Below are 26811 nucleotides of genomic sequence, written 5' to 3'. Positions count from 1 at the left end.
TCTGGACTGAGGAACGCAGGAGCGCAGCGACGCAGTGACGAGGGAAGACGCCGACTCGGGGCGCCCAAGCCCCGCGACGCCGCCAGGCGGAGCAAGGAGACACAGTGACGAGGGAAGACGCCGACTCGGAGCGCCCAAGCCCGCGGCGCCGAAGGCGCCGCAAAGAGACACAGCGCAAATATTAACGCCGTACCGCCCGAGCCAAGATCGCCGCGAACCCCGCCAGCCCCAGCCCGCCGAGGACCACCGGGAGCATGACCAGGGGCTCGATGTCGGGCAGGGTGATGAAGAGGATGCCTGTGACGATGAACAGCAGGCCGCTGAGCAGGGCCATCCAGTCCGTGCGGTGCACCCGTCGGCGCACCTCGGGCTCGTTGTCAGGCCGCACGCCGTACCTCCACGTCTCCGATGCCCGCCTTGACGTCGAGCACGATGGTCGGTGCGTCGCCCTTGGGCTGGACCTCGGGCTCCAGGATCTTGTCGTAGCGGATGTCGGCGCCGCCCTCGACCAGGTGGTCGATCTTGACTTCGCCGATCTTGGTGTACGCCCTGACCTCGACCCTGGCGGTCGGGGGAAGGATCACGCGGAGCTCGCCCACGGAGATGGAGGCGGCGAGGACGGTTCGCGACCCGGGGGTCAGGGGCAGTTCGCTCAGGTCGAGGGTGCCTTCGCCGATGCCCACCGCGTAGGAGGGGGACATGTCGGCCATGCTGGTCGGCTCCCAGTGGTAGCTGCCGAACTTCCTCGGCATGCCGGTGAGCGTCGATCCGGCGACGAGGGCGAGCGCGAGGACGGTGCCCACGGCGACCAGGGCGGTGCCCCTGCCGAACCAGGCGGCGACCAGCAGGCCCGCGCCGATGGTGATGAGCATCGCGCCACCGACGGCCGTCATGTTCACAGATCCGGACGGGGACTGGGCCGCCACGATGATTCCTCCGACGATCAGGGCCAGGAACATGGTGATGACCCCGACGAACGTTCTTGGGCGCCTGGGCCTGGCCGTCTTCTGCGGCGGCGGGCCGTACATGGGCGGGCCGTAGGGAGAGTACGGCTGCTGTCGCCTGCTGGGGTCGAGCGGGCGGTAGGGGCCGTAGGGGGAGAACGGTTCTCCCGAGGAGTCGAAGGGCATCCGCGTCGCGGTGTACGGCCCGCTGGAGGCCGCCCGCACGGTTCTGTCGGCCCCGGGCGGGGTGTGTGCCGCGTTGACGGTCGTCTCGTCCGCGTACGGCCGGGCCGCCACGGGGGGCTCGGGGGCTTCGGGCGCCTCGGGAGCGACAGGGGCCGCGGGCGCAGGGGGAGCCGCAGGGGCCGGCGACACGGATGTCTCAGGGGCCTCGGGCACCGGAGGAGCCTCGGATGCCGCGGCGGCAGGAGCCGTGGGTGTCTCGGGCGCCGGGGGGACCTCGGAACTCTCGGAGACCGGAGGCACGGGTGCTTCGGCCGTGTCCTGGTGGGGCCGTGGGTACGGCTGCGCCACGGGACCCTGGGGCGCGCCGTACGGCTCCCCGGAGGGAGGCGGCGCGGAGGAGGGCCTGAAGGAGAAGCCGGGAGGGTTGGCGAAGGACGGGGGAGCCGGGGGGTGGAAGGCCCGGTGCGGACGGAGCCGTTCGGGCAGGGAGCGGGTGACGGCCAGCAGGTCGACGCCGCGCGAGTGGGCGGTGAGCAGCGCGATGGCGAACAGCGTGCCGACCACGACGGTGCCTGTGCCGATGCCGTCCGAGGACAGGTTGATGATCAGGCCGACGGCGAAGACGCCGGCCAGCAGGGCCAGGACGGTCTCGCTGTCGAAGTCACGCCTGGTCCACTGCTCCATGTAGCCGGGGCCGCCGTTGGTCTCCCGCATGAGCAGGAACGCCGCGATGTAGAGCATGACGCCGATGCCCGACCCCAGCACCAGTACGGCGAAACCCACCCGGAACAGCACCGGGTCGACCCCCGTGTGGCGGCCGAGTCCCGCGCAGACACCGGTGAGCATCCGGCCCTCTTCGGCGCGCCCGAGCGTCCTGTTCCGCTGGGACGAGGCAGATGGCGAGTCGGGCGGGCTGCTCGCCGGGTCCTGCGCGTTCCCGGTGTCGTTCATGTGTCCATCGTGGCCTGGCCGGGGTGGTGGTCGCATCCGGGAGACCCCTGAGTCGTCCCCTACCGAACGAGCCTTCCTCAGGGTCCCGTCAGGGGAACGCCGGATGCGGAGATACCGTCCTACATGTGACGATGCTGGGGATATGGCTGACAGAACGATGATTCGCGACGCGGCGCCCGCGACCTCGGAGGAACCCGCCTCCCCCCGGCTGATGCGGCCGGTCGAGGGGCGGCTGTTCGCGGGTGTCGCCCAGGGCGCGGCCGCCCAGCTCGGGCTTGACCCGGTGGTGCTGCGGCTGGCCTTCGTGCTGCTCACGGTCCTGGACGGGATCGGCGCCGTGGCCTACGCGGCGCTGTGGATGTTCACGCCGCGCGAGCCGTACGAGGGCAGGGAGCCGGCGAGGGACTGGAGCCAGCTGGCCGCCTACGGCGCGATCGGCATGGCGCTGCTGGCCCTGGGGTGGCTCACCGGCGCCTCAGCGGGGGGGATCGGCGCGTGGCCGATCGCGGTCGGCGGCATCGGCTCGCTGATCCTGTGGCAGCAGGCCGACCCCGACCGGCGGCGGCGCTGGATGTCCACCACGGTCGGGCAGGTGCGCCAGAACCGGGTCCGCACGTTCGTCGGCCTCGGGCTGGTGGTCGTCGGGGCGATCGGCTTCCTGGCGGCGACCAACGAGCTGGGCAGCGCCCGCCCCGGCATCATGTTCACGCTGGTGGTCGTCGGTGGGGTCGCGCTCATCGCGGCGCCGTGGCTGGCGGCCCTGTGGAAGGAGCTCCAGCGGGAGCGGCGCGAGCGCATCCGGCAGGAGGAGCGGGCCGAGTTCGCCGCGCACGTGCACGACTCCGTCCTGCACACGCTGACGCTGATCCAGCGCAACGCGCACGACTCCCGTGAGGTGATGCGGCTGGCCCGTTCCCAGGAGCGTGAGCTGCGCAACTGGCTCTACCAGCCCAAGCAGGACGCCGACGCCTCGGTCGCGGCGGCCGTGCGGCGGGTGGCGGCCGAGGAGGAGGACGCGCACGGCGTGCCCATCGAGATCGTCTGCGTCGGCGACTGCCCGCTGACCCCGGAGCTGTCGGCGATGATGCAGGCGGCGAGACAGGCTATGGTCAACGCCGCGAAGTACTCCGGCTCGCCGGTCATCTCCGTCTACGCCGAGGCGGAGCCGGAGGAGGTCGTCATCTTCGTCCGGGACCGGGGTGTCGGCTTCGACATGAAGGACGTCCCGGAGGACCGGATGGGCATCCGCCAGTCGATCATCGGCAGGATGGAGCGCAACGGGGGCAGTGCCCGGGTCAGGACCGAGCCGGGCGAGGGTACGGAAGTGATGCTGACCATGAAACTGGAGAAGGTGTGAGCGCGTGAGCACCGTCAGGGTTCTGATCGTCGACGACCACCGGCTCTTCCGCTCGGGCGTCCGCGCCGAGCTGGGCGACTCGGTCGAGGTGATCGGTGAGGCCGAGGACGTGGAGTCGGCGGTCAAGGCCATCGCCGAGCTGCAGCCCGACGTGGTGCTGCTGGATGTGCACATGCCGGGCGGCGGCGGCCAGGAGGTGCTGCGCCGGGTGCTCGGGTCGGGTTCGCCGGTACGGTTCCTGGCCCTTTCCGTCTCCGACGCGGCCGAGGACGTCATCGGCGTGATCCGGGGCGGCGCGAGGGGCTACGTCACCAAGACCATCAGCGGGCGTGAGCTGACCGACGCGATCCGCAGGGTCGCCGAGGGCGACGCGGTCTTCTCCCCGCGTCTGGCGGGTTTCGTGCTGGACGCCTTCGCCTCCAGCGAGGCCCCGCCGATCGACCCCGAACTCGACTCGCTGACCCAGCGGGAGCGTGAGGTGCTGCGCCTGATCGCCAGGGGCTACGCCTACAAGGAGATCGCGAAGGAGCTGTTCATCTCGGTGAAGACGGTTGAGACGCACGTTTCGTCCGTCCTGCGTAAGCTTCAGCTCTCCAACAGGCACGAACTGTCACGATGGGCGACCGCGCGCCGTCTGGTGTGATCTGTACTATATGTAACTTATGTGCGACTCTGCGATGTATGGGTCGTGACGTACCTGCCATGGTGTTCAGCCGGGAGGACCGCCGACGCTACCGGGACAAGATCCGGCGGTCCCTCGACGCGCTGGCGCGGATGCTGCGTGAGTTCAGGTTCGAGGCCGACAGGCCACGGGCGGGCCTGGAGATAGAGCTCAACCTGGTCGACGACCGGGGTGAGCCCACGATGAAGAACGCCGAGGTGCTGGCGGCGATCGCCCAACCGGACTGGGCGACGGAGCTGGGCCAGTTCAACGTCGAGATCAACGTCCTGCCCGAGCCGCTTGAGGGGGACGGCGCCGTACGCCTGGAGAAGGCGGTGCGCGACCGGCTCAACCACGCCGAGGAGCGGGCCGACACGGTCGGCGGCCACCTGGTGATGGTCGGGATCCTGCCCACGCTGCGCGAGAGCGACGTGCACGAGGGGACGCTGTCGGCCAACCCCCGCTACCGGCTGCTCAACGAGCAGATCTTCGCGGCCAGGGGTGAGGACATGCACCTGTCGATCGAGGGCGGGGAGAGCCTCGACACCTACGCCGACAGCATCACGCCCGAGGCCGCCTGCACGAGCCTCCAGCTCCACCTCCAGGTGGCGCCCTCGGCGTTCGCGGCCACCTGGAACGCCGCCCAGGCCGTCGCCGGGCCGCAGGTGGCGGTCGCGGCCAACTCGCCCTTCCTGTTCGGCAGGCTCCTGTGGCAGGAGACCAGGATCCCGCTGTTCGAGCAGGCGACCGACACCCGTCCCGTCGAGCTGCGGGCCCAGGGGGTGCGGCCGAGGGTGTGGTTCGGCGAACGGTGGATCACCTCGGTCTTCGACCTGTTCGAGGAGAACGTCCGCTACTTCCCGCCGCTGCTGCCCCTGTGCGAGGAGGCGGACCCGCAGGAGGAACTCGACCGGGGCGTCCCGCCCGAACTGGCCGAGCTGACCCTGCACAACGGGACCGTCTACCGCTGGAACCGGCCGATCTACGCGGTCGTGGACGGCGTCCCGCACCTGAGGGTGGAGAACCGGGTGCTGCCCGCCGGGCCCTCGGTGGCCGACATCGCGGCGAACGCGGCCTTCTACTACGGCCTCATGCGCGTGCTCACCGAGGCCGAGCGGCCGATCTGGACGCGTATGCCCTTCTCCGCCGCGCGGGACAACCTGCACTCCGCCGCCAGGCACGGTCTCGGCGCCCGCCTCTACTGGCCGGGGGAGGGCGAGGTGACCGCCTCGGATCTGATCCTGCGCCACCTGCTGCCGATCGCCGACGAGGGCCTCCGGCTGCGGGGCGTGGACGCGGAGATACGCGACAGGCTGCTCACCATCGTCGAACGGCGGTGCGTGACGGGCAGGACCGGGGCCAGGTGGCAGACCGGCACGGTCGAGGCCCTTGAGGCGACCGACGGCCTCGACCGGCACGAGGCGCTGCGCCGGATGACCCTGCGCTACATCGAGCACATGCACACCAACGAGCCGGTCCACGCCTGGCCCCTGAACTGAGCCCCTGAACCGAGCCCCTGTCCGGAGCACCGTTCTGGGCGCCGGGTACGCCGCGGCGCCTACCCGGAAATCCGCCACGAGGTTGATGTCGGCGTCACCCCGGTCCGCCTAGTCTGTTGATCGGTGGTCCACCAGGGGGTGATGTCATGCGGAAGATGGTCGGGGAGATCGGCTGGGCCGTACGGGGGGCGTGTCGTGCGAGCGATCCCGAGCTGTTCTTCCCGCTGGCGCAGGCGGTCGAGCAGGAGGCGCGGGCGAAGGCGGTCTGCTCCGGCTGCCCGGTCCTGGGCGAGTGCCGCGCCTACGCGCTGAGGGCGGCCGAACCCGAGGGCATCTGGGGTGGTCTCACCGTTCAGGAACGGCGCGGGCTGCGCTTCCCGGCAGGGTGGCGGCGGCCCGAGGCCGGATGACCCATCCCGGAACTGGCAGGGACGGAGGCGGGATGACGCGACGCGTGCATCCGGAGAGCATGGGCTTCAGGACCTTCAAGGCGGTACGGCGGGCGGCGCGCGAGCGGGTCACGCCCGTCAGGCAGCGGCAGCGGGCCGCGCTGGCGGGGGCGGTCGCCGTGCTGGCGGCGGCCAACGTGCTCAACAACCGGGTCGCGCCGAGGCTGGCCCCGCTGACCTCGGCCGCCACGGTCGGCGTCCTGCTCGCGGTCGCCCGACGCCGTGGGGTCTCCTGGTCGGAGGTCGGCTTCCAGGAGGGTTCCCGCGGCCTGTTGATCGGGGGCGTCCTGGCCTCCGCGGTCGCCGGGGCCTACGGGGTGGGGATCGCGCTGCCCGCCACCCGCGGGTTCTTCCGCGACGAGCGGGCGCTGGCGCTCTCACCGGCCAGGGTGGCCGAGGAGGCCCTGATCCAGGTGCCGTTCGGCACGGTCCTGCTTGAGGAGGTCGGCTTCCGCGGGGTGGTGCACGCCCTCGTCGCCCGTTCGCACGGGCCCGTCACGGCGACCGCGGTCTCCTCGGCCCTGTTCGGCCTCTGGCACGTGCTGCCCGCGATCGACATGCTGACCGCGAACCCGGCCCTCGGTCGCCTGGCCGCGGGGGAGGACCCCACGCCGGGCAAGCCGTCCACGCGGGAGGTCTCCCGGGCGGTCGCCGGTTCCGTGGTCGCGACGGCGCTCGCCGGGGTCGTGTTCTGCGAGCTACGGCGCAGGGGAGGCCTGGCCGCGCCGTCGCTGCTGCACGTGGCGACCAACTCGCTCGGCTACCTGTTCGCGCGGCTGGCCCCCGCCGACACCTCTCGCTGACGTGACGGTCCCCGCGCCCTGAGAGGGACACGGGGACCGTGGGACGTGCGTGCTCAGCGGATTCCTTTGGGTGCGTGAACGGCATCCCTCCTTTCCGTGTTCCGCGCCGGGACGCGCGGGTCAGTGTTCGGCGTGGTCGGACAGGCCCTCGCGCTGGATCTTCTTCCAGGACCGGGGCTCCTGGAGCGGGCCGGTGGGGGCGGCGCTGCGGGCGTTGGCCGCCACCGGGGGCGAGGCGGGCTTGCCCGCGGTGAACAGCCAGGTCCTGAACAGGTCGTCCAGCGGCCTGCCGGCCAGGCGCCCGGCGTAGGCGACGAAGTCCTCGACGCGGGCGTTGCCGTACTTGTTGGCCACGGGCCAGCTCTTGAGGATCTTGAAGAAGGTCTGGTCGCCGACCTCGCCGCGCAGGGCCTGCAGGGCGATGGCGCCCCGGTTGTACACCGCGGCGTGGAACTGGTTCTCAGCACCCGGGTCGCCCGGCCTGACCTGCCAGAACGGGTTGTCCGCCGGGTAGAAGCCGTAGGTGTAGGCGGCCAGTTCCGCGGCCGTCCCCTCGCCCTCCTTCTCCGACCAGAGCCACTCGGCGTAACGTGCGAAGCCCTCGTTGAGCCAGATGTCGCGCCAGGTCCTCACCGAGACGTCGTCGCCGAACCACTGGTGCGCCTGCTCGTGCACCACCACGTAGGGGTTGGCCCCGCTGCGGAAGTGACGCGGGCTGTAGAAGGGCCTGGTCTGGGTCTCCAGGGCGTAGCCGGTGGGCACGTTGGGGACGTAGCCGCCGATCGCGTCGAACGGGTAGGGGCCGAAGACCCCGGTCTCCCAGTCGAGGATCTCCGCGGCGCGCCCGACGCTCGCCTTGGCCGCGCCCTCGTCGGCGCCGAGGTCCCTGCTGTAGGCGCTGAAGACCGGAAGGCCGCTCTCCGTGGTGTCCGTGACGATCTCGAACCTGCCGACCGCGAGGGTGGTCAGGTAGGTCGCCTGGGGCTTGGAGGAACGCCAGTTGTAGCGGGTCCAGCCGAGGCGGGAGACGGCCGACTGCAGCGTGCCGTTGCTGATGGCCTGGGTGCCGTCGGGGACGAGGACGGAGACGTCGTAGGTCGCCTTGTCCGAGGGGTGGTCGTTGCTCGGGAACCACCACCAGGAGCCCTCGGGCTCGCCCGCCGCCACACCGCCGTCGGGGGTGCGCAGCCAGGGGTTGATGCCGTTGACCGTCACCTGGGACGGCGTGCCCGCGTATCTCACCACGACGGTGACGGGCTGGTTCCTGCGCAGGGGCAGCGCCGGGGTGATCTCAAGCTCGTGGGCGCCGGACCGGGCGAAGGTCGCCTTGCGGTTGTTGACCAGGACCTCGCTGACCGTCAGCGCGAAGTCGAGGTTGAAGCGGGTCAGGTCCTGGGTCGCGGTGGCCGTGATGGTCGCCGTGCCCTCCAAGTGGTCGTCGGCGGGCTGGTATTTCAGTCTCAGGTCGTAGTGGGCGACGTCGTATCCGCCGTTGCCGTAGTCGGGGTAGTAGGGGTCGCCGACCCCCGGCGCGCCCTGGCCCGCGGTGACGGCACCGGCTGGCAGGCTCGTGAACATGCCGGCGAGGGCGACGACTGCGGTGGCGAGGACTTTCTTGCGCACGTTTGTCTCCATCCGGTCGTTAAGCATGCATTACCTACCTGAATACTAGGTAATGTGGGCAAAGCTTACAAGAGACGAACGCGATCGTGGTCTCAGACGGTCAGGACACGCTGCGGCCTTCTCGGACTCCTTCGCGGTCACCGCGGTCGTAAGACGGTCTCCGGGCACTCGACGCGGACGGGAGGAGGCCGCCCGCCCACGCGGGCGGCCTCGGACTCCGCCGAAAAGGTACGGCTCGCAGGCCGGAGGTCAGACGGTCAGGACGCGCTGGAAGGCCTCCGCGTAACGGCCCTCGCCGAAGCCCGCCGTGACCGCCGTCTGGCCGAACCGGTCGCGCACGAAGCCGTCGAGGTCGTCCATGTGACTCACCTGGCTGGCGTGGGCGCGCAGCGCGTTGATCTTGCGGTCCACGGTCTCGGTGATGTCCACGTGGTGGTCCGGGGTCGGCGAGCCGTTGAGCCAGACCTCCCTGACCGTCCACGCCTCAAGACCCTCCTGGAGGAGGAGCTCGGGGAAGGCGTAGGGGTTGCGGGCGTCGGGGTAGACGGCGTCGAGCGCGGCCCCGCCGACGGCCCGGTGGTCGGGGTGGCTGGGGGCGACGAAACGGTAGTTGCGCTCCGGCGAGTGGGTGATCACCAGGTCGGGCCTGACCTGGCGGATGACCCGGGCGATGTCACGCCGCAGGTCGAGACTCTGCACCACGGAGCCGTCCGGGTAGCCCAGGAAACGCACGTCGGTCACGCCGACGGCCTTGGCGGCCGCGGTCTGCTCGCCACGGCGCAGCTCGGCCATCCCGCCGTTGTCCACCTCCCGGTCGAAGCCCCCCGCGTCGCCGTCCGTGACGACGCAGTACGTCACCTCGACACCACGGTCGGTGAAACGCGCGATCGAGCCCGCCGCGCCGAAGTCGACGTCGTCAGGGTGGGCGGTGACCACGAGCACCCGCTCGATCTCGCTCTCCGACAACATGTGCGCCCCCTCGTGTCGTTCACGTACTGATGAATTCTCATAACCGTCCACCGGCCCGCCCACATTCCTGGACCCGGCTGTCGGCGGGCCGCCTTACCCTAGGGGACGTGTCGATCCCAGCCGCTCCCCTGACCCACCCGTTGCTCGACGGGCTCAATCCCCAGCAGCGTGAGGCCGTCGTGCACCACGGCGCCCCCCTGCTCATCGTCGCGGGCGCGGGCTCCGGCAAGACACGGGTGCTGACGCACCGCATCGCCTACCTCCTGGCCGAGCGTGACGTCAGGCCGCAGGAGATCCTGGCCATCACCTTCACCAACAAGGCCGCCAGGGAGATGAAGGACCGGATCGACGCCCTCATCGGCCCGCGTTCGGCCTCGATGTGGGTGATGACCTTCCACAGCGCGTGCGTGCGCATCCTGCGCAGGGAGGCCAAGCGGCTCGGCTTCCCCACGAGCTTCTCCATCTACGACCAGGCCGACTCCCAGCGGCTGATGGCCATGGTCTGCAGGGAGATGGACCTCGACCCCAAGCGTTACCCGCCGCGCTCCTTCTCGGCGCAGGTCAGCAACTTCAAGAACGAGCTGATCGACTACGAGACGGCCGCGGCCCAGGCGGGCACCCACCTGGAGCGCACCCTCGCCGAGGCCTACCGCAACTACCAGCGCAGGCTCACCGAGGCCGGCGCGATGGACTTCGACGACCTCATCATGCTGACGGTCACGCTGTTGCAGATCTTCCCCGACGTCGCCGAGCACTACCGGCGCCGCTGGCGGCACGTCATGGTCGACGAGTACCAGGACACCAACCACGCCCAGTACACCCTGGTCAGAGAGCTGGTCGGCTCTCCCGAGCTGGTCACCGCGGACGGCGAGGTGGTCAGGGAGGGCACCGTCGACCCCGCCGAGCTGTGCGTCGTCGGCGACGCCGACCAGTCGATCTACGCCTTCCGCGGCGCGACGATCCGCAACATCCTGGAGTTCGAGCGCGACTACCCCGACGCCAGGACGATCCTGCTCGAACAGAACTACCGCTCGACCCAGACGATCCTCAGCGCGGCGAACGCGGTGATCTCGCGCAACGAGAGCCGCAAGCCGAAGAACCTCTGGTCCGACCAGGGCGCGGGGCCGAAGATCATCGGTTACGTCGCGGACAACGAGCACGACGAGGCCATGTTCGTCGCCCAGGAGGTGGACAGGCTCGCCGACGACGAGGAGGTCGTCCCCGGCCAGGTGGCCGTGTTCTACCGCACCAACGCGGCCTCCCGGGTCTTCGAGGAGATCTTCATCAGGACCGGCCTGCCGTACAAGGTGGTCGGAGGGGTGCGCTTCTACGAGCGCAAGGAGGTCCGCGACCTGCTGGCCTACCTCAGGGTCCTGGCCAACCCGAACGACGTGGTCTCACTGCGCCGCATCCTCAACGTGCCCAAGCGCGGCATCGGCGAGCGGGCCGAGGCCATGGTCGAGGCGTTCGCCTCCCGTGAGCGCGTCTCGTTCTGGGAGGGGCTGCGCCGGGCCGACGAGGCACCGGGCATGGCCACCCGCTCGCTCAACGCGATCAAGGACTTCGTCGCGCTGCTCGACGGCCTGCTCGCCAAGGCGGAGACGACGCCGCCCTCGGAGCTGGCCCAGGAGGTGCTTGAGGCCACCGGCTACCGCGCCGAGCTGGCCGCCTCGGAGGACCCGCAGGACGAGAGCCGCCTGGAGAACCTCGACGAGATGGTCTCGGTCGCCTCCGAGTTCGAGGAGGCCAACCCCGAGGGCACGCTGGTCGAGTTCCTCGAACAGGTCTCGCTGGTGGCCGACGCCGACCAGATCCCGGCCGGTGACGGAGGCCAGGGTGTGGTCACGCTGATGACGCTGCACACGGCCAAGGGGCTGGAGTTCCCCGTGGTCTTCCTGACCGGCATGGAGGACGGCGTCTTCCCGCACATGCGTTCGCTGGGCGAGCCCAAGGAGCTTGAGGAGGAGCGCAGACTGGCCTACGTCGGCATCACCCGGGCCGAACGGCGGCTGTACCTCTCCCGCGCTGCCGTCCGCAGCTCCTGGGGCGCCCCCGCCTTCAATCCGGCCTCCCGGTTCGTCACCGAGATCCCGGCCGACCTGGTCGAGTGGCGCGGCGATCCCGGCAAGAGCGCCTGGAGCGCCGCGACGACCCGCCGTGAGGCACGTCCCGCCCAGCCAAGGAAGTCAGGCGGGCGGCAGGTCCCCAACCTGGCCCCCGGCGACCGGGTCACCCACGACCAGTTCGGCCTGGGCACGGTCGTCTCGGTCGACGGGGTGGCGGAGAAGACCAAGGCGAAGATCGACTTCGGTAGCGGCGGGGAGAAGACCCTGCTGCTGACCTACGCGCCGATCGAGAAGCTCTGACCCCGGTTCACCCGGTGAACAGGTTGTTGAGGGAGACGTTCCCGGGGTCGGCGTCGCCGATCCTCAGCTCGTCGAAGTCGGCGACCTCGGCGGCGGGCGGGGCCTTGAGCGTCGAGCGCAGGCCCCAGCCGCCGTACTGGGTGTCGTTGAGATAGGTGACGTCGACGCTGGTCAGGCCCCGTACGGACTGGACGTACGACGAGACGGCACGCCGGGGGAGCTGGTCGGCGCCGAGATAGAGCCGCCAGCTCACCTTGAGCGGGGCCGACTTGGCCGAGGGCTTGGCCCCGAGCACCGCGCGGGCCGACGGGGAGATCCGGTACAGCTCGCCCAGGGTGAAGGAGCCGGAGCGGACGACGGTCCTGGTGCCGTCCAGGGTGCCGCCGGGACGGCCCGGGCCCGCGTGGGCGAGCGCGGCCCGCAGCGTCGCGGGCTCCAGGGGGTTGAACAGCCGCTGCGCGGGGTTGGTCGTGGAGAGGACGTCGTCACGGCTGCGCAGCCACTTCTTCCCCTCGGGAAGGGAACCGGCGTAGACGCCGCCCTGGGTGTAGGAGACACCCTTCACGGTGACCGTCCGGGAGGGGGCGAACGGCTCGGAGGGCGTGCCCTCCTCGGCGGGCAGCTCGAAGGAACTGGTCAGGTCGGACGCCACGACCCCCGAGGGGCCGAACTCCAGCACGCCCTTGACCCGGCCGTACACCGTGCGCGGGTTTCCGCCGTCGCCGACGAGCTTGGCCCTTTCGACGATCCTCACCCCGTGCCCGGCCTTGAACCGCCCCTTCAACGCCGCCACGGGATCGGCGGTGAGGGCGTTGGCGGGCGGGGCCGCCACCAGCAGGGGGAATGCCAGGGCCGTGAGGGCGGCACCGGTCAGGACGGCGGTCGTTCGCCTCATCGAGAAGATCCTCCCGGGGTGTCCCCGCGTCGTCGCAGGGGGGTGAGGAGATTGTCGCCCACCCAGGGGATCAACGAGACGTGCCCGGCGGACACGGTCCGCCGGGCACGTACATGTTCGCCGTCTTTCCGGATCAGTGGTTCCGGGCAGAGCCCGTCCCCGGGCGGTCGACGAAGGAGTTCACCTGACCGCGCAGGATCGAGACCTGGGCCTCGGGCTTGGTCAGCTGCAGGTCCTTGAGCTCGGCGACGGTCTCGGGCTCGGGCGCCTTGATCGACACGATGCTGCCCCAGCCGCTGTAGACGGTGTCGTAGACCGTCGTCGTCCTCTTGCCCTGGGTGTAGCTGGTCGTCAGGCGCCTGGGGAGCTGGTCGGCGCCGACGTAGAGCTTCCAGTTCATCACGGTCTTGCCCGCGGTCTCGGTCAGTGCGGTGCTCTGCGAGGCGCGGAACCACGGCGAGACCTTGGCCAGTTCACCCCAGGTGATCTTCCCGGCGTAGAACCCGGCGCGCTTGGTGGTGGCGTGCGCGAGCAGCGCCTTGAGCGTCGTGGGCTCGGCGGCGTTGACCGACTGGGTCACCGCGCCGACTATGCCGAGTGTGTCCTGGGGGAAGCGGATCCAGGTCTTGCCCTCGGGGATGAACTCGCCGAAGGCGCCACCCGAGACGTAGGTCGTCTTTCCGAGGCGGACCACCTGCTCGGGCTTGGTCATGGCCTTGACCAGTCTGATGAAGGGGTCCTCCTCACCGTCCTCGCCGGGGCTGGAGAACTCCTCAATCATCTTGAGGGTCTCCTCGTCGATCCGGTACTTCCCGGTCTGGTCGGACGCGACGACACCCGAAGGGCCGAACTGCAGGACGCCCTTACGGTCGGCGGCGATCGTGCTCTTCTGGCCCTTGGCGTAGATCTTCGTCTTGTCGACGAAGGTCACACCCTGGCCGCTGACGAGCTTGCTCTTCAGCGCGGCGACCGGGTCGGCGGCCTTGGCGTGCGCGGTCGACGCGAGCGCGGGGACGCTCACCACGGCCATGGCCGCGCACGCCAGACCGGCAATGTATCGCTTCAAAGGGGGATTCCTCCTGGATATACCCTCCGCCCCGTTCGGGAGGGTTCAGGGTATTCATATCAGATATGATCATCATAAAATGCGATATCTGATGGCTTATTCGTAGTTGGTTGTGAATATTTGGTGCAGTGTCTTTCCGGTCACCTTCCGTGAGCCCCGCTGACGCCCTCGCCCACTCCGCACCGCCCAGGACCAGGCAGACGCGTGAGCCGTACGGCGGGCGGCCGGAGCGGGGCGGCGGGGCGGTGACGGGGCGTGGCGTCCGACAGGCGAGTGCGGCGCCGAACCGGGCGGGACGTGGCGTCCAACCGAGACGGACGGGAATGCCGCCGGAGGCGATATGCGAAAGGCCTGCTCGGAGAGAACGGCCGGGCATTCGGCGGCCGTGATTCGCTTTCCGCCTTTATGGATTCCGCGGTTGCACGCGAGATCCGGTGAGCCCGGCGGTCGTCAACCGCGGCCGGAGGCGCCGACGGCCGACTCCCGGTTCTCGACGGGGGCATCGACGACGGGGGCCTCGACATCGGAGGTCCCGGCGTCGCCTCGGGGGGACGGCGCGTCCTCGCGTCCGGCACCCGACCTGGCCCCCTCGGCGGGGGAGTTCGGCGTGCGCTCGATCGCGGCGCCTGAGCCGAGGTGACGGGCGTCGACGACATGGTCCGCGGGCGGGGCGGTCACGACGATCCCGGTGCCCCAGCCGGTGTAGCGGATGTCGTCACTGCCGTGCGGGTCCTTGGTCACCAGGCGGGTGGGCAGTCCGCGGGTGTCGAGCCACAGCCGCCAGCCGACCGAAAGGCGGCCCGTCTCGACGGGCAGTGTGTAGCCCCGGCGCTCCCTGAAGGAGGGGGAGGCGTCGTACAACCGCTTCAGGGTGACCGTGCCCCGGTACTGGACACCGCCCTTGTACGGCAGGCGGTCCTTCGCGGTGCGAAGCAGGAGGCCCAGGGTTGAGGGTTCGAGCGCGTTGACCGCCTGGTCGCCGAGGAGGACCTCCCAGCGGGTGTTCCTGCGGGTGTCGCTGACCCAGGCCTTGCCGTGGGGGAGCCGGTCCGCGAAACGGGGGGAGGAGGTGTAGTTCACCCCGCCGACGGTGATCACACGCTCCGCGCGCAGTTCGGTTCTGCCGCCGGAGACGGTTCTTGAGACGTCCCGCCGTACGACGTCCAGGCCCGCGAGACCCGAGGGGGACAGGCGCAGGACACCCGTGCGGCGCGAGCTCAGGGTGCCGCCCGCCGAGGGGGCCTGGCCCGACTCGGCGATGCGGACGCCGTCCCAGGACGCCAGCCGTTGTCTGAGCGCCTTCACCGGGTCGACGGCGGCGGCCTGCGCGGCGGCCGGAGCCGTGATGGTCAGCGCCGGCGCGAGCAGCGCCGCGGCCAGCGGGGCGATCCATCGCCTCATGGGGTTCACCGTCCTGTACATCAGTTTTCACATGGGGAGGGAAAGGCATCATTCCAGACAATGATCATGAATGTGTCGAGATTTCCGGTGGTCCCGTGAAATCCGGCGGGGCATCGCCGGTTACGCTGCGAACAGCTCTTCCGTAGCGCGTGGAGCGCGGACAAGGAGGTCTGCATGGAAGCCGAGTCGAGGATTCGCGTGGTCATCGCCAAACCCGGCCTTGACGGGCACGACCGGGGCGTGAAGATCGTGGCGCGGGCACTGCGGGACGCCGGGATGGAGGTCGTCTACACCGGCCTGCACCAGACGCCCGAGCAGATCGTGCGCACCGCCATCCAGGAGGACGCCGCGGCGGTCGGTCTCTCCGTCCTGTCCGGGGCGCACATGACACTCTTCGCCAAGGTCATCGAGCTGCTGGCGGAGAACGACGCGAGCGACATCGTGGTGTTCGGCGGCGGCATCATCCCCGATGAGGACATGCCCGAGCTGGAGCGCATGGGAGTCGCCCGGGTCTTCACCCCGGGAGCGACCACCCAGGAGATCGTCGATTGGGTGCGAAGCGCGATCCCGTCCCGCGTATGATTCCGTCCCGCGCGAAGAGGGCCCTTTCGTCCGCGAGGACCCGGTGACCTGGCCACGCCCCTCGGGAGGCTAGGCTTCTTTGGCGCAAAGACGCCGGGCTCCCCCATGAGAGCGAGGAGCCGGCCCGCCCACATTCTGTACACCAGCCGCACAAGCAAGGACGGACCCTCGTGGACCTGTTCGAACATCAGGCGAAGGAGCTCTTCGCGGAGTACGGCATCCCGGTGCCGCGCGGTATCGTCGCGCACACCGTGGAGGAGGCACGAGCGGCAGCCGAGCAGCTGACCGGCCGTGTCGTCGTCAAGGCACAGGTCAAGACCGGTGGCCGGGGTAAGGCGGGCGGCGTCAAGGTCGCCGACGACGCCGCCGACGCCGAGCAGAAGGCCACCCAGATCCTCGGCATGGACATCAAGGGCCACACGGTCCACAAGGTCCTGATCGAGGAGGCCAGCGCGATCGCGGAGGAGTACTACTTCTCCTTCCTGCTCGACCGCGCGAACCGTACCTTCCTCGCCATCTGCTCCGCCGCCGGCGGCATGGACATCGAGGAGGTCGCGCACACCGCCCCGGAGAAGGTCGCCAAGGTCCCGGTCTCCCCGCTGGACGGCGTCGACCGCGCCAAGGCCCGTGAGATCGCGGTCGCGGGCGGCCTGCCCGAGGTCGCGCTCGACGGCGCCGCCGAGCTCATCGAGAAGCTGTGGGCCGCCTTCGTCGACGAGGACGCCTCCCTGGTCGAGGTCAACCCGATGATCCTGTCCGCCGACGGCCAGGTGAAGGCCCTCGACGGCAAGGTCACCCTCGACGACAACGCCTCCTTCCGCCAAGCCGAGCACTCGGTCTTCGAGGACAAGGCCGCCGAGGACCCGCTTGAGGCCGCGGCCAAGGCCAAGGACCTCAACTACGTCAAGCTCGACGGCAGCGTCGGCATCATCGGCAACGGCGCGGGCCTGGTCATGTCCACCCTCGACGTCGTCGCCTACGCGGGCGAGGCCTTCCCCGGCCAGCCCAAGCCCGCCAACTTCCTCGACATCGGCGGCGGCGCCTCGGCCGAGGTCATGGCGGCCGGTCTGGAGATCATCCTCTCCGACCCCTCGGTCAAGTCGATCTTCGTCAACGTCTTCGGCGGCATCACCGCCTGTGACGCGGTCGCCAACGGCGTCGTGTCCGCCTTCCAGCTCCTGGAGAGCCGCGGCGAGGCCGTCAGCCGCCCCCTGGTCGTCCGTCTCGACGGCAACAACGCCGACCTCGGACGGAAGATCCTCGCCGACGCCAACCTCAAGGGCGTCGAGCTTGTCGACACGATGGACGATGCGGCCAAGCGCGCCGCCGAGCTCGCCGCGGTAGGTGCGTAATGGCTATCTGGCTGACCGAGAACAGCAAGATCATTGTTCAGGGCATGACCGGCGGCGAGGGCACCAAGCACACCCGCCGCATGCTCGCCTCAGGCGCCCGCGTCGTCGGCGGCGTCAACGCCCGCAAGGCCGGGACCGTCCACGAGGGCCTGCCCGTCTTCGGGACCGTCAAGGAGGCCATCGAGCAGACCGGCGCCGACGTCTCGGTCGTGTTCGTGCCCCCGGCGTTCACCAAGGACGCGGTCAAGGAGGCCGTCGACGCCGAGATCCCGCTCTGCGTGGTCATCACCGAGGGCGTCCCGGTCCACGACACCACCGAGTTCTGGGCCTACGCCGTCGCCAAGGGCAACAAGACCCGCATCATCGGCCCCAACTGCCCCGGTATCGCCTCCCCCGGCGCCTCCAACGCGGGCATCATCCCGGCCGACATCACCACCGCGGGCCGTATCGGCCTGGTGTCCAAGTCCGGCACGCTGACCTACCAGCTCATGTACGAGCTGCGTGACTTCGGCTTCTCGACCGCCGTCGGCATCGGTGGCGACCCGGTCATCGGCACCACGCACATCGACGCCCTCCAGGCCTTCCAGGACGACCCGGCGACCGACGCGATCGTGATGATCGGTGAGATCGGCGGAGACGCCGAGGAGCGCGCCGCCGCCTACATCGAGCAGCACGTGACCAAGCCGGTCGTCGCCTATGTCGCGGGCTTCACCGCCCCCGAGGGCAAGACCATGGGTCACGCGGGCGCGATCGTGTCCGGCTCGGCCGGAACCGCCCAGGCGAAGAAGGAGGCTCTGGAGAAGGTCGGCGTGCGCGTCGGCAAGACCCCGAGCGAGACCGCCCGCCTGATGCGCGAGGTCATGCAGGCCCGCTAGGACATCCCGGCAGGCCACAGGCGAAGGCGCCCGTCCTCGACGGGCGCCTTTCCCTGTTCCCGGCGTCCCCGGCCGCGTGGATCATCGGACGCGCGAGGTTCCCGGCCGTGTGGGGTTGTCGGCCGTGCGGGGCCGTTCGCACACCCCGGACGCACATCAGCCCGTACGGCGCCGCGACACGCGGGGCGATGAGTGCCTTCCCCGTGGAAGATCCTGAGACCATCGACTATTGTGACGGCCCTTCTCGACCAGCTACGGACGGCTCCCCGGAACGTCCTCAGCCGTATCCCCCTGCCCGGCGTCACTGGTGACGACGACGACGTCCGCAGGCCGCTTCCCGTCTCGGGGATGCTCGCCGCGGTGTGGACGCTCGGCGTGGGTCTCGCGGTGCTCACCACCTTCACCCTGGTCGGCTGGATCGCCTCCCCGAGGGGCGCGTTCAGCAGCGGCCTGCCCGGGGTCTTCCGTACGGCGGCGCAGTTGTGGCTGGTGGCCCACCACGCGGGGTTCTCCATCTCCGGCGGGGTCATCGGGCTGCTTCCCCTGGGGCTGACGGTCCTGCCCGCCTTCCTGCTCTACCGCGCGGGCGTCTGGATGACCAGGGACGCCGACCTGCGGCTCAGGATGCCCGCCAGACTGCCGAAGAACAGCCCGAAGGACGAGGCCAACGCCCGGCGCAGGGCGCAGCTCGTGCTGGTCGCCCAGGCGGGTGTCTCACTGGCGGCGCCGTACGCGCTGCTGGCGGGGGTGATCGCGCTGATCACCGACAACGAGGTCACCCAGCCGTTCATCGGTGAGACGCTGCTCAGCCACCTGCTGCTGGCCTTCGCCGCGGGCTCGCTGGCCACGGCCAGGGCGATCGGGCCGTGGCGGGCGATGCTGAGGTTGCTGCCCGAGCGCCTGCGCGCGGCCCTGATCAGCTCGGCCGCCGCGCTGGGGATCATGCTCGTGGCGGGCACGGTCCTGGTGACCGGCGCGCTCGTGGCGAACTTCTCGCAGGTCAGGGCGTTGTCGGAGATCCTGGCTCCCGGCTTCGTCGGGGGGTTGCTGCTCCTGCTGATCCAGGTGCTCTACCTACCGAACGCGATCGTCTGGGGCATGGCCTACACCGCGGGCCCCGGTTTCGCCGTGGGCGCGGGGACGCTGGTCGCCCCGACGGGGGTCCAGCTCGGCGTCGTGCCCAGCCTGCCGATCCTGGGGGCGCTTCCCGAGGCCGGTCCCACTCCGGCGTGGGTGATGGTGGTGGTCGCGCTGCCGTTCGCGGCGGGGGCGGTCGCGGGCGTCCTGAGCGTCAGGATCGCGCCCTCGCCGACCTACGAGGGCGCCCCGCTGTGGGGGTTCGCCTGCGGGCTGTTCACGGGCGCGGTGGCCGGGGCGCTGGCGGCGCTGTCCGGGGGTCCGCTCGGTGGCACACGGCTCACCGTGGTCGGCCCCGCGGCCTGGGAGGTGATGCTCTCGGTCACCCTGGAGGTCGGTGTCGCCGCGGGGATCTCCGCGGGACTGGCCAACTGGTGGCTGATCTTCCGGGGTCAGAACACCGCCGTCGCCAGGGCCGCCGAGAGGGTCGGTACGGCGACCGCCCCGGTCCGCAAGGCGGGTGTCAAGATCGCCAAGGCCGCGGGCACCGTGGCGAGCAAGGTCGGCCTCGCCGATCCCGAGGAGCTGGGCAGGCTGCCCGGCCACTGGCTGGACGCCACCGAGTGCGAGACCCAGCCGATCCCGGTCATCAGGGACGACTGGCAGGACGAGCACGCCTCGGCCGCCGCGGAGAGCCCGTCGAAACCGGTCGACCGGGAGCCTCCGCGCCCACCCCGGCGTGACATCGTCGACGAGTCGGACGACAAGGGCGGCCACGTCATCTACCTGGACCCCTACGCCTGGGACCGCGACTGACACCAAGGCCGGATGGTTCGGCGGCTGTGGTTAAGTCCTGACCCGTGGCACGCCGCCTTTGCGACCGATGGAGAAAGCGACCCGATAGACATCGGGAAGGTCGATACGGCCGTCCTTGCGGCGGCGCATCACCCCCAGATCGATGAGTTCGCCGATGAGATCGGGATAGCGGTCGGGGTTCCGCGGACCCGTCCTCACCGCCTCGCTTCCAACGGTGCCCGTCATCTGCCGCTGAAGGGACTCGGTCAGCTCGTGATCGGTCCACAGACCGATCACGAGACTCTCGTCGATGGGGACCTGCTGCCCCGCGAGAGGGGCTATGGCCGTCTGAACCCATGGGAGGTCTTCTCTGATCTCCTCCACACGGGTCGTGGACGCCGCCTGAACGCCCCGCCGGATGCCTTCGTGGTGGATGGCATAGGGGTGGGTGGCATACCGTGCCTCGGTCTCCTCGACCGCCTTGGCCAGCGCGTTGAGGAAGCTTCGGGGACTGACCTGCTCGGCCCCGTCCATCAGATGGTTCGGAAGCCAGGTGTAGGTATGCCCCTTACGGAAGTTCGCCCCCATGTAAGGGCCTGCGATGGCCGTGAACAGGGCAGTCTGCTGATCTTCGTCACCGAGCAGTGAGGGAGGGGGAAGGTGACGTCCGGGAGTGGGCTCGGTCCATCCGGGGACCGAGGCACGGAACCGTTCTGCCTCGGTGGTCGAAACGTTACCGAGGTGATGGAAGAGAAGTCCGTACAGATTCGGAGGAGACCAGGTCAGGTTGGCCGCGTTCGAGGTGAGCTTCGAGGCGTCGGGGAAGGACAGAAGCGCTCCATCGAGCATGTCGGGCCGGATGAAGACCTTGAACCGGATGTTCTGGGTGCGCAGCCGTACCTCAAGGGCAAGCTGGAGGATGCCGGCGACGAGTTGATCCGCGTGGCGGCGGTCCCGATGGAGATGCTCCAGGGCATCGAAAAGGATCATCCGCAGGGTTCCGTCGGTCCTGGCCTGCCGGTCGGCGTCGGCGATGACCCGATCCCTGGCCATGGGATGCTCGCGCACCCATCTGATGCGCTCCTCCCAGGAGAGGACGCTCTTGAGATCGGGTACGCCGAGCGCGGCCAGGAGCACGGTGTTCCACACATCGTGGGCGGCGACGTCACGGCCCACCAGGTGGTGCAGCTCTCCGGGTCCCGGATACAGGTCGGAGTCGATGGCCGCGCCGTACCCCGCGTCGACTCTCACCCGTGCGAGCCGGTCGATGAGGTATTCACTGGCCGCGACCGCGCGCAGGCGATCGTCACGCAGAGATCTGAACCAGAAGGTCTTACCGGCGCCACGGCCGCCTTTGACGACCGTGGTGTCCACATCCAGCGCGCGCCGGTGCCCGGCGGGCGTGAACAGCGTGCTCACAGTCGGTTCGATGGTGTCCGCGTCGTATGTGCTCGGCAGCGCGGCACCGAGCAGCGCGCGGAGCTCCTGAGGAGGGAGCAGGACGGTCATCATGCTCCTTCGAGGATGAGCCGAGTGGCGGTGGTCAGAAATTCGTCATAGGCGGCCTGTACGAACCTCTGCTCGCTCCATCCGGGGCTGGACACCCCGTCGAGGCCGACGAGATCCAGGGTGAACAGGATGGGGACGGGGGAATGCGGGGCGGAGAGGTCCTCGGGGCTGGGGTTGAAACCAGTCGAGTCGTCGGCTGGCAGGTCGTCGTAGAGAATGGAGAAACACGCCCAGGAACGATCACGGAACGTCGAGAGATATTCCGCGCGGTGCGTGTCCGGAACCATTGAGGCCACCATCTTCACCTTGTCGCGAATCGCCTCCGCCTGGCCGGAGGCCTGCCAGGCGGTGAAGAGGTCGCGGTAGCCGTTCCACGTCTGACTGTTGTCGGAGCCGAACAACAGAGCCAGGTCGCACAGCCGCGAAATGGTGACCGCGGCGATGTCGTGGATACCGGCCCGGCTGTCCAGCAGGATGACATCCGGTCGGCGGCTCCGGGCGGCGACAGCCGCCTCGCAGGCGGTCACGGCCTGTTCCAGCCGGTCGGCGAAGGTGAGGGACGGAGTACCGGGCACGCTCCCGTAGACGCGGTTGAGTTTGTCGACATACGTGTACGGCGCCGTCCCGGAACCACGGCCTCGTGCGGGGGCGACCCACAGCTCGCCGTTTCCCGCGACCGAGATGCCGGAGGCCGTCGCCACGAGATCCAGACCGTCGGCGTTGCCGAGAGCGAACTCGACGAGATGATCGACCAGGCCGTACTGAGGCGTGTCCTCTTCCCTGAGCAGCAGAGGACCTGATCCCGGCGATTCGAGGTCGAGATCGAGGACAAGGACGCATGATCCCTGATCGGCCAGGTGCTTGCCGAGCATGAACGTGGCAGTCGATCTTCCGACACCTCCCTTGAATCCGTACAACGCGATCCGTGTGGTGCCGACACCGGAGTCCTCCGTCCGAGGGGTGGTGACAGGCGCCCAGTCCTCACCGACCACACCGTTGTCCAGCACACGAATGCGCCCGTGTCCTTGGGAGACCTCCTGCCCTGGAAGGTCGATCAGATGGGGGGATTCGAAGACGGCTTCTGGAGCGAAGAGGTCGGAGGCGAGCAGGACGGTGTTCGCGGCGGCATAACGACCGAGGCGCTCGGCCAGTTCGGTGCGCCACCTGTCGGCCGACTCCGATGAGACCTTCGGAACTCGGTCGTCCAGCGCCAGGCTGAAACGTCCCAGGATGTCACGCACCAGTACGGTGTCATACCCCTGGGCCGCCGTCGCCCTGGCCACGGCCAGGGCGATGGGCCAGGCATCGTCAAAACGGACGGTGGTGTCAGGGGTGGTCACTGGATGGCTCCGGTAATGAGCGCCTGCTGATGCAGGGTGAGGATCTGCGTGGCGGCTGCCTTGCGCTGGGTCATGATTGTCGTGCTGAGCGATGGGGCCTTCAGATAACGGTCGGCGACGTCCTAACTGGCGAAGGGGGCGGAAGAGGTCAGCACAGCACCAAGTGTGCTACCTGTCCGGCCTCGGAGCAGAGTCGCCACGTCGGACCAGATGCCGGGCAGGTGGCCGTGCCTCGTATGGTTGCCACCGGTGTCAACGGTCCATGGGTAGTGGGAGGGTCTGCCTCTGGCGTCGATCATCGTGGCGTTGAGGTAGCGCAGGAGAAGGCTCTTCAGCGCGCACTCCACCGCGAATCCGTAGTGATGGTCGGCGTTGGGGAGCCGTTTGTCGTCATGCAGGTAGACCGCGTCCCGGTAGTGGCGCAGAGCGGCGTGAGCGTAGTCGTCTTGGGCAGAGGACGGGGGCACGCTCGGATCTTATTCACTGTTTTCGCAGGGCAGAGATGTTTGCTCTGGGGGAGGTGACACCTGGCGGGATGGCCGATATAGGACGTTCCCGGGAAATTCGGGAAAAACCAGTGGGTTGTGGGTACTCCCTTGGGGAGTGTGATTCGGCCCTCGCGGTTGGATCGTGCGCAAAAGGCGCGGCGGCATTTGCTGGGGAAGTGCTTGCCGCCGCGCCCCCGTCGTCCTAGGGCCTGTTTTGTGGATCTTTACGCCTACCGCGGTCGTCCAGGCGGCCCCCCGCCGCGTTGTCGCCCCACCCCACGAAAACGCTCCGCAGGCTCCGCGTTTGCCGCGGGGGCCCGGGGAGAATCTGTCGCCCATAACTCCGTTATGAGCTCCCCCTCCGCCTCGCGGGGCATCCACCTGGACGATCCTCGCCACGGCGAAGATCCACAAAACAGGCCCTAGCTCCCCGGCGTCGTCCGCAGTCTGATCGCGTCGAGTTGCTCATCGGCCATGGCGGGGACGGGGAGCGGGCGGGCGGTCCCGGCGCGCAGGCCGTCGAGGAAGAACGACAGGCAACGCCGCCAGGCCTGGGGCGCGACCCCCATCGACTCGCGGATCACCTGGGACATGGCCCAGACCAGTAGGGGCAGGTCCCGCATCTCGAAGTCCGCGCGCAGCGTGCCGCTCTCCTTGGCGCGTTCGACGACCTGACCGGCGAGTTCGAAGCCTTGGTGGCAGGAGGCGAGCACCCCCTCGCTCAGCGGCAGCCGCCGGGCCATCGCGTCGTTCAGCCCCTGGTCCTCGGCCTGGAGCGCGAACAGCCCCTCAAGGAAGCCGGTGAAGCCGCGCCAGGGGTCGGGGTCGGCCATCGCCGCCGCGGCGATGCGTTCCAGGGCGGCCAGCCGTTCGGGGAGGATCGCGTCGAAGAACGCCTCCCGGGTGGGGAAGTGGTTGTAGAGCGTGCCGATGCTGACCTCGGCCCTGCGGGCGATCTCCTCAAGCGGCGCGTCGAGCCCGCGCTCGCCGAACACCTGCTTGGCGGCTGCCAGCAACCTGTCGCGGTTGCGTACGGCGTCGGCACGCAGCGGCCTCGCCGGCCGGGCTTGAAGCGCCATGTGTCGTCAGTCCCCTCGAAGCGCGGATCCCACGAAAAGTCGAGGGAAGCCTCGATTTCATGGTACCTTCGCAAGAAATTGAGGCTTCCCTCAACTTCTAACCTGAGGGTTCCCTCAACCTGTCTGGGGAAGGAAGGCGCAGCCATGTCCGCTTCACGTGGAGTCGCGGTCGTCATCGGAGTGGGGCCCGGTCTCGGCATGTCCATCGCGCACCGGCTCGGCCGCGAGGGCCACCCCGTCGTCCTGGTGTCCAGAAGCGACGCCAGACACGCCGGATATGTCTCCTCGCTCGCCGACGCCGGGATCAGGGCCGAGGCGTTCGCCGCCGACGTGCGCGACCACGACCGCCTGCTGTCCGTCCTGGACACGGTCGTCGAACGGCACGGTCCCGTCGGGATGGTCTACTACGGGCCGGGTTCGACCGACCCCGAGTCCCACCCCGTCCCGATCCTCCAGGCCGGGCCGGAGGACGTCCGGCGGGCGATGGAGTGGGCCTACCCCGCCGTCGAGGTGGCCCGGCGAGTCCTGCCCGGCATGATCGAACGCGGTGAGGGCGGCCTGCTGTTCGCCACCGGGCTCAGCGCCGTCATGCCGATGCCCGCCCTCGGCAACCTGGCGATCCTGTCGGCGGCCCTGCGCACCTACGCGGTGACCCTCAACGCGGCCCTGACCGAGACGGGGGTCTACGCGGGCTGCCTGGTCATCGGCGGTGTCGTCGAACGCGGCGACATCCACGGGATGGTCTCCTCCCAGCCGGAGCGGTACGGCCCCGTGGCGGGCATGACCCTCGACCCCGACGCGCTCGCCGACGCCGCCTGGGAGATGTACGCGACCCGGGGCCGCGCCGAGGCGACCTTCAGCGTCTTCGGCTGACGGGAACCGCCCGGCGGGGGACACTTTGCCTACGCCACGGGGCCGGACCGGGGCGGGCGCGGCGACGACGGGGGAGCGCGATGGCGGTTCAGGTGGCGGTCTGCGGTCCCGGCGACTGCACGCCCCAGGAGGAGGCCGACGCGCGCGAGGTCGGCAGGCTGCTGGCCGAGCGGGGCGCGGTGGTGGTCTGCGGCGGCTACGGAGGCGTGATGGCCGCCGTCGCGGCGGGGGCGCGGTCGGCCGGTGGGACGGTCGTCGGCATCCTGTCCAGGGCCGACCGGTGGCAGGCCAACCCCGACCTGAGCGTCGTGATCCCCACCGGCCTGGGCGAGGCACGCAACGCCGTCGTCGTCAACTCGGGGGACGCCGTGATCGTCGTCGGCGGCTCGTGGGGCACGCTGTCCGAGCTGGCCCTGACCATGCGCGGGGGACGCGCCCCGGTGGTCCAGCTCGGCGGCTGGCGCGTCCTCGACCGCGACGGCGCCCCGCTGCCCGGCGTACGGCACGCCACCTCACCCGGGCAGGCCCTTGAGCTGACCGGGTTGTGGCCGTGAGGGTTCCTACGGAGTGAAGGGGAACCGGATGTCGCCGGGCTGCAGGAAGGGCATCTTCTTCTGCAGCGCCTGTTCGAGCTGCTGGACGCAGTCCTGCTGCGCGGCGACGGTGCCCGCTCCCGCGCGGCAGTTGGCGTAGGCCGAGAGCTCGTCACTGAGATAGAGCTGCATCGCCGCCATCGACAGGGAGATCGGCAGCGCCAGGGCCGACAGGACGATCCCGGCGACGGCCGTACCGGTCGGCTTGGAGACCGAACGCAGGGCGGGGATCGCGCGGATCGAGACGACCAGCGCGAATATCGACATGACAAGGCCGGCGAGAGGGAGCAGGAACGTCATCACCACGGAGGCGAACGCGAGCCACAGCGCCCTGCGCCCCGCGCTTTCCGCAGGCCGTGCCTGGACGGGTGACGTCAACGGACCTCCTTGCGTCGTACGAGCGCACAGGCCGATACCCTTGCAGCGGCGTGAGTCCCGTCCGAAAGGAGTGCGTCGGTGTCATCCCAGGCCGCTCGGCTTGTGGTCCTCGTATCCGGTTCTGGAACCAACCTACAGGCCCTGCTGGACGCTTCGGCCGATGAGGCGTACGGGGCCCGGATCGTCGCGGTCGGAGCCGACCGGCACGGCATCGAAGGACTGGCCCGCGCCGAGCGCGCGGGAGTGCCGACCTTCGTGGAGCGGCTGCCCGACCACGAGGACCGGGCCGCGTGGGACAGGGCGATCGCCGAGAGGATCGCCGAGCACCGGCCCGACCTGGTGATCCTCGCCGGGTTCATGAAGATCCTCGGTGAGCCGTCCACGACCTCCTTCACCATGGTCAACACCCATCCCGCGCTGCTGCCGTCCTTCCCCGGCGCCCACGGTGTCCGCGACGCCCTCGCCTACGGCGTCCGTGTCACCGGCTGCACGGTGATCCTGGCCGACGCCGGGGTGGACAGCGGGCCGATCGTCGCCCAGGAGGCGGTGACCGTGCTCGACGGCGACGACGAGGAGACGCTGCACGAGCGCATCAAGGTCGTCGAGCGGAGGCTGCTCGTCGAGACCGTCGGCAGGCTGGCCCGGGAGGGCTGGACGGTGACCGGACGGACCGTACGTCTCGGACGATCCGGCGGATGAG

The 26811-nt window shown here is 69.9% G+C and carries 25 protein-coding genes; 13 read left to right on the top strand and 12 right to left on the bottom strand.

Translation table 11 applies throughout. The features are described from left to right. Window positions 1–181 precede the first annotated feature (181 nt). Both ACFOYY_RS28870 and ACFOYY_RS28865 read right to left on the bottom strand, forming a co-directional pair. Complete coding sequence (locus ACFOYY_RS28870) at window positions 182–388, bottom strand: hypothetical protein (protein WP_352010103.1); 207 nt, start codon at window positions 386–388, stop codon at window positions 182–184. After that, entirely contained in the window at window positions 378–2081 is a 1704-nt protein-coding gene (locus tag ACFOYY_RS28865; RefSeq protein ID WP_386193753.1) for a PspC domain-containing protein, read from the bottom strand. The genes ACFOYY_RS28870 and ACFOYY_RS28865 overlap by 11 nt, the downstream gene beginning before the upstream one ends. A gap of 142 nt (window positions 2082–2223) precedes the next feature. Here ACFOYY_RS28865 and ACFOYY_RS28860 point away from each other — a divergent pair, with 142 nt between their 5' ends. The 5 genes from ACFOYY_RS28860 to ACFOYY_RS28840 all read left to right on the top strand — a co-directional run bounded on the left by ACFOYY_RS28860 (window position 2224) and on the right by ACFOYY_RS28840 (window position 6850). Then, entirely contained in the window at window positions 2224–3438 is a 1215-nt protein-coding gene (locus tag ACFOYY_RS28860; RefSeq protein WP_352010101.1) for a PspC domain-containing protein, read from the top strand. Window positions 3439–3442: 4 nt separating this feature from the next. After that, window positions 3443–4081, top strand: coding sequence for a response regulator transcription factor (locus tag ACFOYY_RS28855; protein WP_352010100.1), 639 nt, complete (start codon window positions 3443–3445; stop codon window positions 4079–4081). 38 nt (window positions 4082–4119) lie between these two features. Continuing rightward, window positions 4120–5598, top strand: coding sequence for a glutamate--cysteine ligase (locus ACFOYY_RS28850; protein ID WP_386193749.1), 1479 nt, complete (start codon window positions 4120–4122; stop codon window positions 5596–5598). 146 nt (window positions 5599–5744) lie between these two features. Beyond that, window positions 5745–6008, top strand: a complete 264-nt coding sequence (locus tag ACFOYY_RS28845; protein ID WP_352010098.1) for a WhiB family transcriptional regulator — start codon at window positions 5745–5747, stop codon at window positions 6006–6008. 32 nt (window positions 6009–6040) lie between these two features. After that, window positions 6041–6850 (top strand): CPBP family intramembrane glutamic endopeptidase, encoded by an 810-nt coding sequence (locus tag ACFOYY_RS28840; RefSeq protein WP_386193745.1) that lies wholly within the window; start codon window positions 6041–6043, stop codon window positions 6848–6850. 120 nt (window positions 6851–6970) lie between these two features. Here the strand turns inward: ACFOYY_RS28840 and ACFOYY_RS28835 are convergent, their stop codons facing one another. Both ACFOYY_RS28835 and ACFOYY_RS28830 read right to left on the bottom strand, forming a co-directional pair. Continuing rightward, a complete protein-coding gene (locus ACFOYY_RS28835) occupies window positions 6971–8473 on the bottom strand; it encodes a M1 family metallopeptidase (protein ID WP_386193742.1) in 1503 nt (500 codons plus the stop codon). Window positions 8474–8722: 249 nt separating this feature from the next. Next, complete coding sequence (locus ACFOYY_RS28830) at window positions 8723–9442, bottom strand: PIG-L deacetylase family protein (RefSeq protein ID WP_352010095.1); 720 nt, start codon at window positions 9440–9442, stop codon at window positions 8723–8725. Between the two features lie 140 nt (window positions 9443–9582). On the opposite strand from ACFOYY_RS28830, the gene pcrA reads away from it, so the two are divergent. Further along, on the top strand, window positions 9583–11808 hold the full coding sequence (gene pcrA, locus ACFOYY_RS28825) for a DNA helicase PcrA (RefSeq protein WP_352010176.1): 2226 nt from the start codon (window positions 9583–9585) through the stop codon (window positions 11806–11808). A 7-nt stretch (window positions 11809–11815) separates the two neighbouring features. Here the strand turns inward: pcrA and ACFOYY_RS28820 are convergent, their stop codons facing one another. The 3 genes from ACFOYY_RS28820 to ACFOYY_RS28810 form a co-directional block, all read right to left on the bottom strand. Then, window positions 11816–12703 carry a hypothetical protein gene (locus ACFOYY_RS28820; RefSeq protein WP_386193739.1) on the bottom strand — a complete coding sequence of 296 codons (888 nt, stop codon included), beginning with the start codon at window positions 12701–12703 and terminating at the stop codon, window positions 11816–11818. Window positions 12704–12836: 133 nt separating this feature from the next. Beyond that, on the bottom strand, window positions 12837–13769 hold the full coding sequence (locus tag ACFOYY_RS28815) for a hypothetical protein (RefSeq protein WP_386193737.1): 933 nt from the start codon (window positions 13767–13769) through the stop codon (window positions 12837–12839). Window positions 13770–14219: 450 nt separating this feature from the next. Further along, window positions 14220–15170: a hypothetical protein gene (locus ACFOYY_RS28810; protein WP_386193734.1), complete on the bottom strand. Its 951-nt coding sequence runs from the start codon at window positions 15168–15170 to the stop codon at window positions 14220–14222. Between the two features lie 174 nt (window positions 15171–15344). Between ACFOYY_RS28810 and ACFOYY_RS28805 the strand changes: the two genes are divergently transcribed. The 4 genes from ACFOYY_RS28805 to ACFOYY_RS28790 all read left to right on the top strand — a co-directional run bounded on the left by ACFOYY_RS28805 (window position 15345) and on the right by ACFOYY_RS28790 (window position 19872). Beyond that, window positions 15345–15752, top strand: a complete 408-nt coding sequence (locus ACFOYY_RS28805; RefSeq protein ID WP_184712787.1) for a cobalamin B12-binding domain-containing protein — start codon at window positions 15345–15347, stop codon at window positions 15750–15752. A gap of 170 nt (window positions 15753–15922) precedes the next feature. After that, window positions 15923–17104 (top strand): ADP-forming succinate--CoA ligase subunit beta, encoded by a 1182-nt coding sequence (sucC, locus tag ACFOYY_RS28800; RefSeq protein WP_352010090.1) that lies wholly within the window; start codon window positions 15923–15925, stop codon window positions 17102–17104. Continuing rightward, complete coding sequence (gene sucD / locus ACFOYY_RS28795; protein WP_352010089.1) at window positions 17104–17979, top strand: succinate--CoA ligase subunit alpha; 876 nt, start codon at window positions 17104–17106, stop codon at window positions 17977–17979. The genes sucC and sucD overlap by 1 nt, the downstream gene beginning before the upstream one ends. Window positions 17980–18210: 231 nt before the next feature. Then, window positions 18211–19872: a cell division protein PerM gene (locus ACFOYY_RS28790; RefSeq protein WP_352010088.1), complete on the top strand. Its 1662-nt coding sequence runs from the start codon at window positions 18211–18213 to the stop codon at window positions 19870–19872. A gap of 30 nt (window positions 19873–19902) precedes the next feature. Here the strand turns inward: ACFOYY_RS28790 and ACFOYY_RS28785 are convergent, their stop codons facing one another. From ACFOYY_RS28785 to ACFOYY_RS28770, 4 genes are all read right to left on the bottom strand, one after another. Beyond that, entirely contained in the window at window positions 19903–21360 is a 1458-nt protein-coding gene (locus tag ACFOYY_RS28785; protein WP_386193729.1) for a hypothetical protein, read from the bottom strand. Beyond that, entirely contained in the window at window positions 21360–22700 is a 1341-nt protein-coding gene (locus ACFOYY_RS28780) for a KGGVGR-motif variant AAA ATPase (protein ID WP_386193726.1), read from the bottom strand. The genes ACFOYY_RS28785 and ACFOYY_RS28780 overlap by 1 nt, the downstream gene beginning before the upstream one ends. A 122-nt stretch (window positions 22701–22822) precedes the next feature. Further along, on the bottom strand, window positions 22823–23167 hold the full coding sequence (locus ACFOYY_RS28775) for a hypothetical protein (RefSeq protein WP_386193724.1): 345 nt from the start codon (window positions 23165–23167) through the stop codon (window positions 22823–22825). A gap of 443 nt (window positions 23168–23610) precedes the next feature. Continuing rightward, on the bottom strand, window positions 23611–24267 hold the full coding sequence (locus ACFOYY_RS28770; protein ID WP_352010087.1) for a TetR/AcrR family transcriptional regulator: 657 nt from the start codon (window positions 24265–24267) through the stop codon (window positions 23611–23613). Between the two features lie 144 nt (window positions 24268–24411). Between ACFOYY_RS28770 and ACFOYY_RS28765 the strand changes: the two genes are divergently transcribed. Together ACFOYY_RS28765 and ACFOYY_RS28760 are read left to right on the top strand one after the other, a co-directional pair. Continuing rightward, window positions 24412–25140, top strand: a complete 729-nt coding sequence (locus ACFOYY_RS28765) for an SDR family NAD(P)-dependent oxidoreductase (RefSeq protein ID WP_352010086.1) — start codon at window positions 24412–24414, stop codon at window positions 25138–25140. Between the two features lie 80 nt (window positions 25141–25220). Continuing rightward, complete coding sequence (locus ACFOYY_RS28760) at window positions 25221–25694, top strand: TIGR00725 family protein (protein WP_352010085.1); 474 nt, start codon at window positions 25221–25223, stop codon at window positions 25692–25694. A 6-nt stretch (window positions 25695–25700) separates the two neighbouring features. On the opposite strand, the gene ACFOYY_RS28755 is transcribed toward ACFOYY_RS28760, so the two are convergent. After that, complete coding sequence (locus ACFOYY_RS28755; RefSeq protein ID WP_352010084.1) at window positions 25701–26111, bottom strand: hypothetical protein; 411 nt, start codon at window positions 26109–26111, stop codon at window positions 25701–25703. 78 nt (window positions 26112–26189) lie between these two features. Between ACFOYY_RS28755 and purN the strand changes: the two genes are divergently transcribed. Next, window positions 26190–26810, top strand: a complete 621-nt coding sequence (purN, locus tag ACFOYY_RS28750; RefSeq protein ID WP_386193718.1) for a phosphoribosylglycinamide formyltransferase — start codon at window positions 26190–26192, stop codon at window positions 26808–26810. Window position 26811 lies beyond the last annotated feature (1 nt).

It is taken from the genome of Streptosporangium jomthongense, from assembly GCF_042650425.1.
Taxonomy (GTDB): Bacteria; Actinomycetota; Actinomycetes; order Streptosporangiales; family Streptosporangiaceae; genus Streptosporangium.
This window is presented reverse-complemented; position numbering and strand designations above follow the sequence as displayed.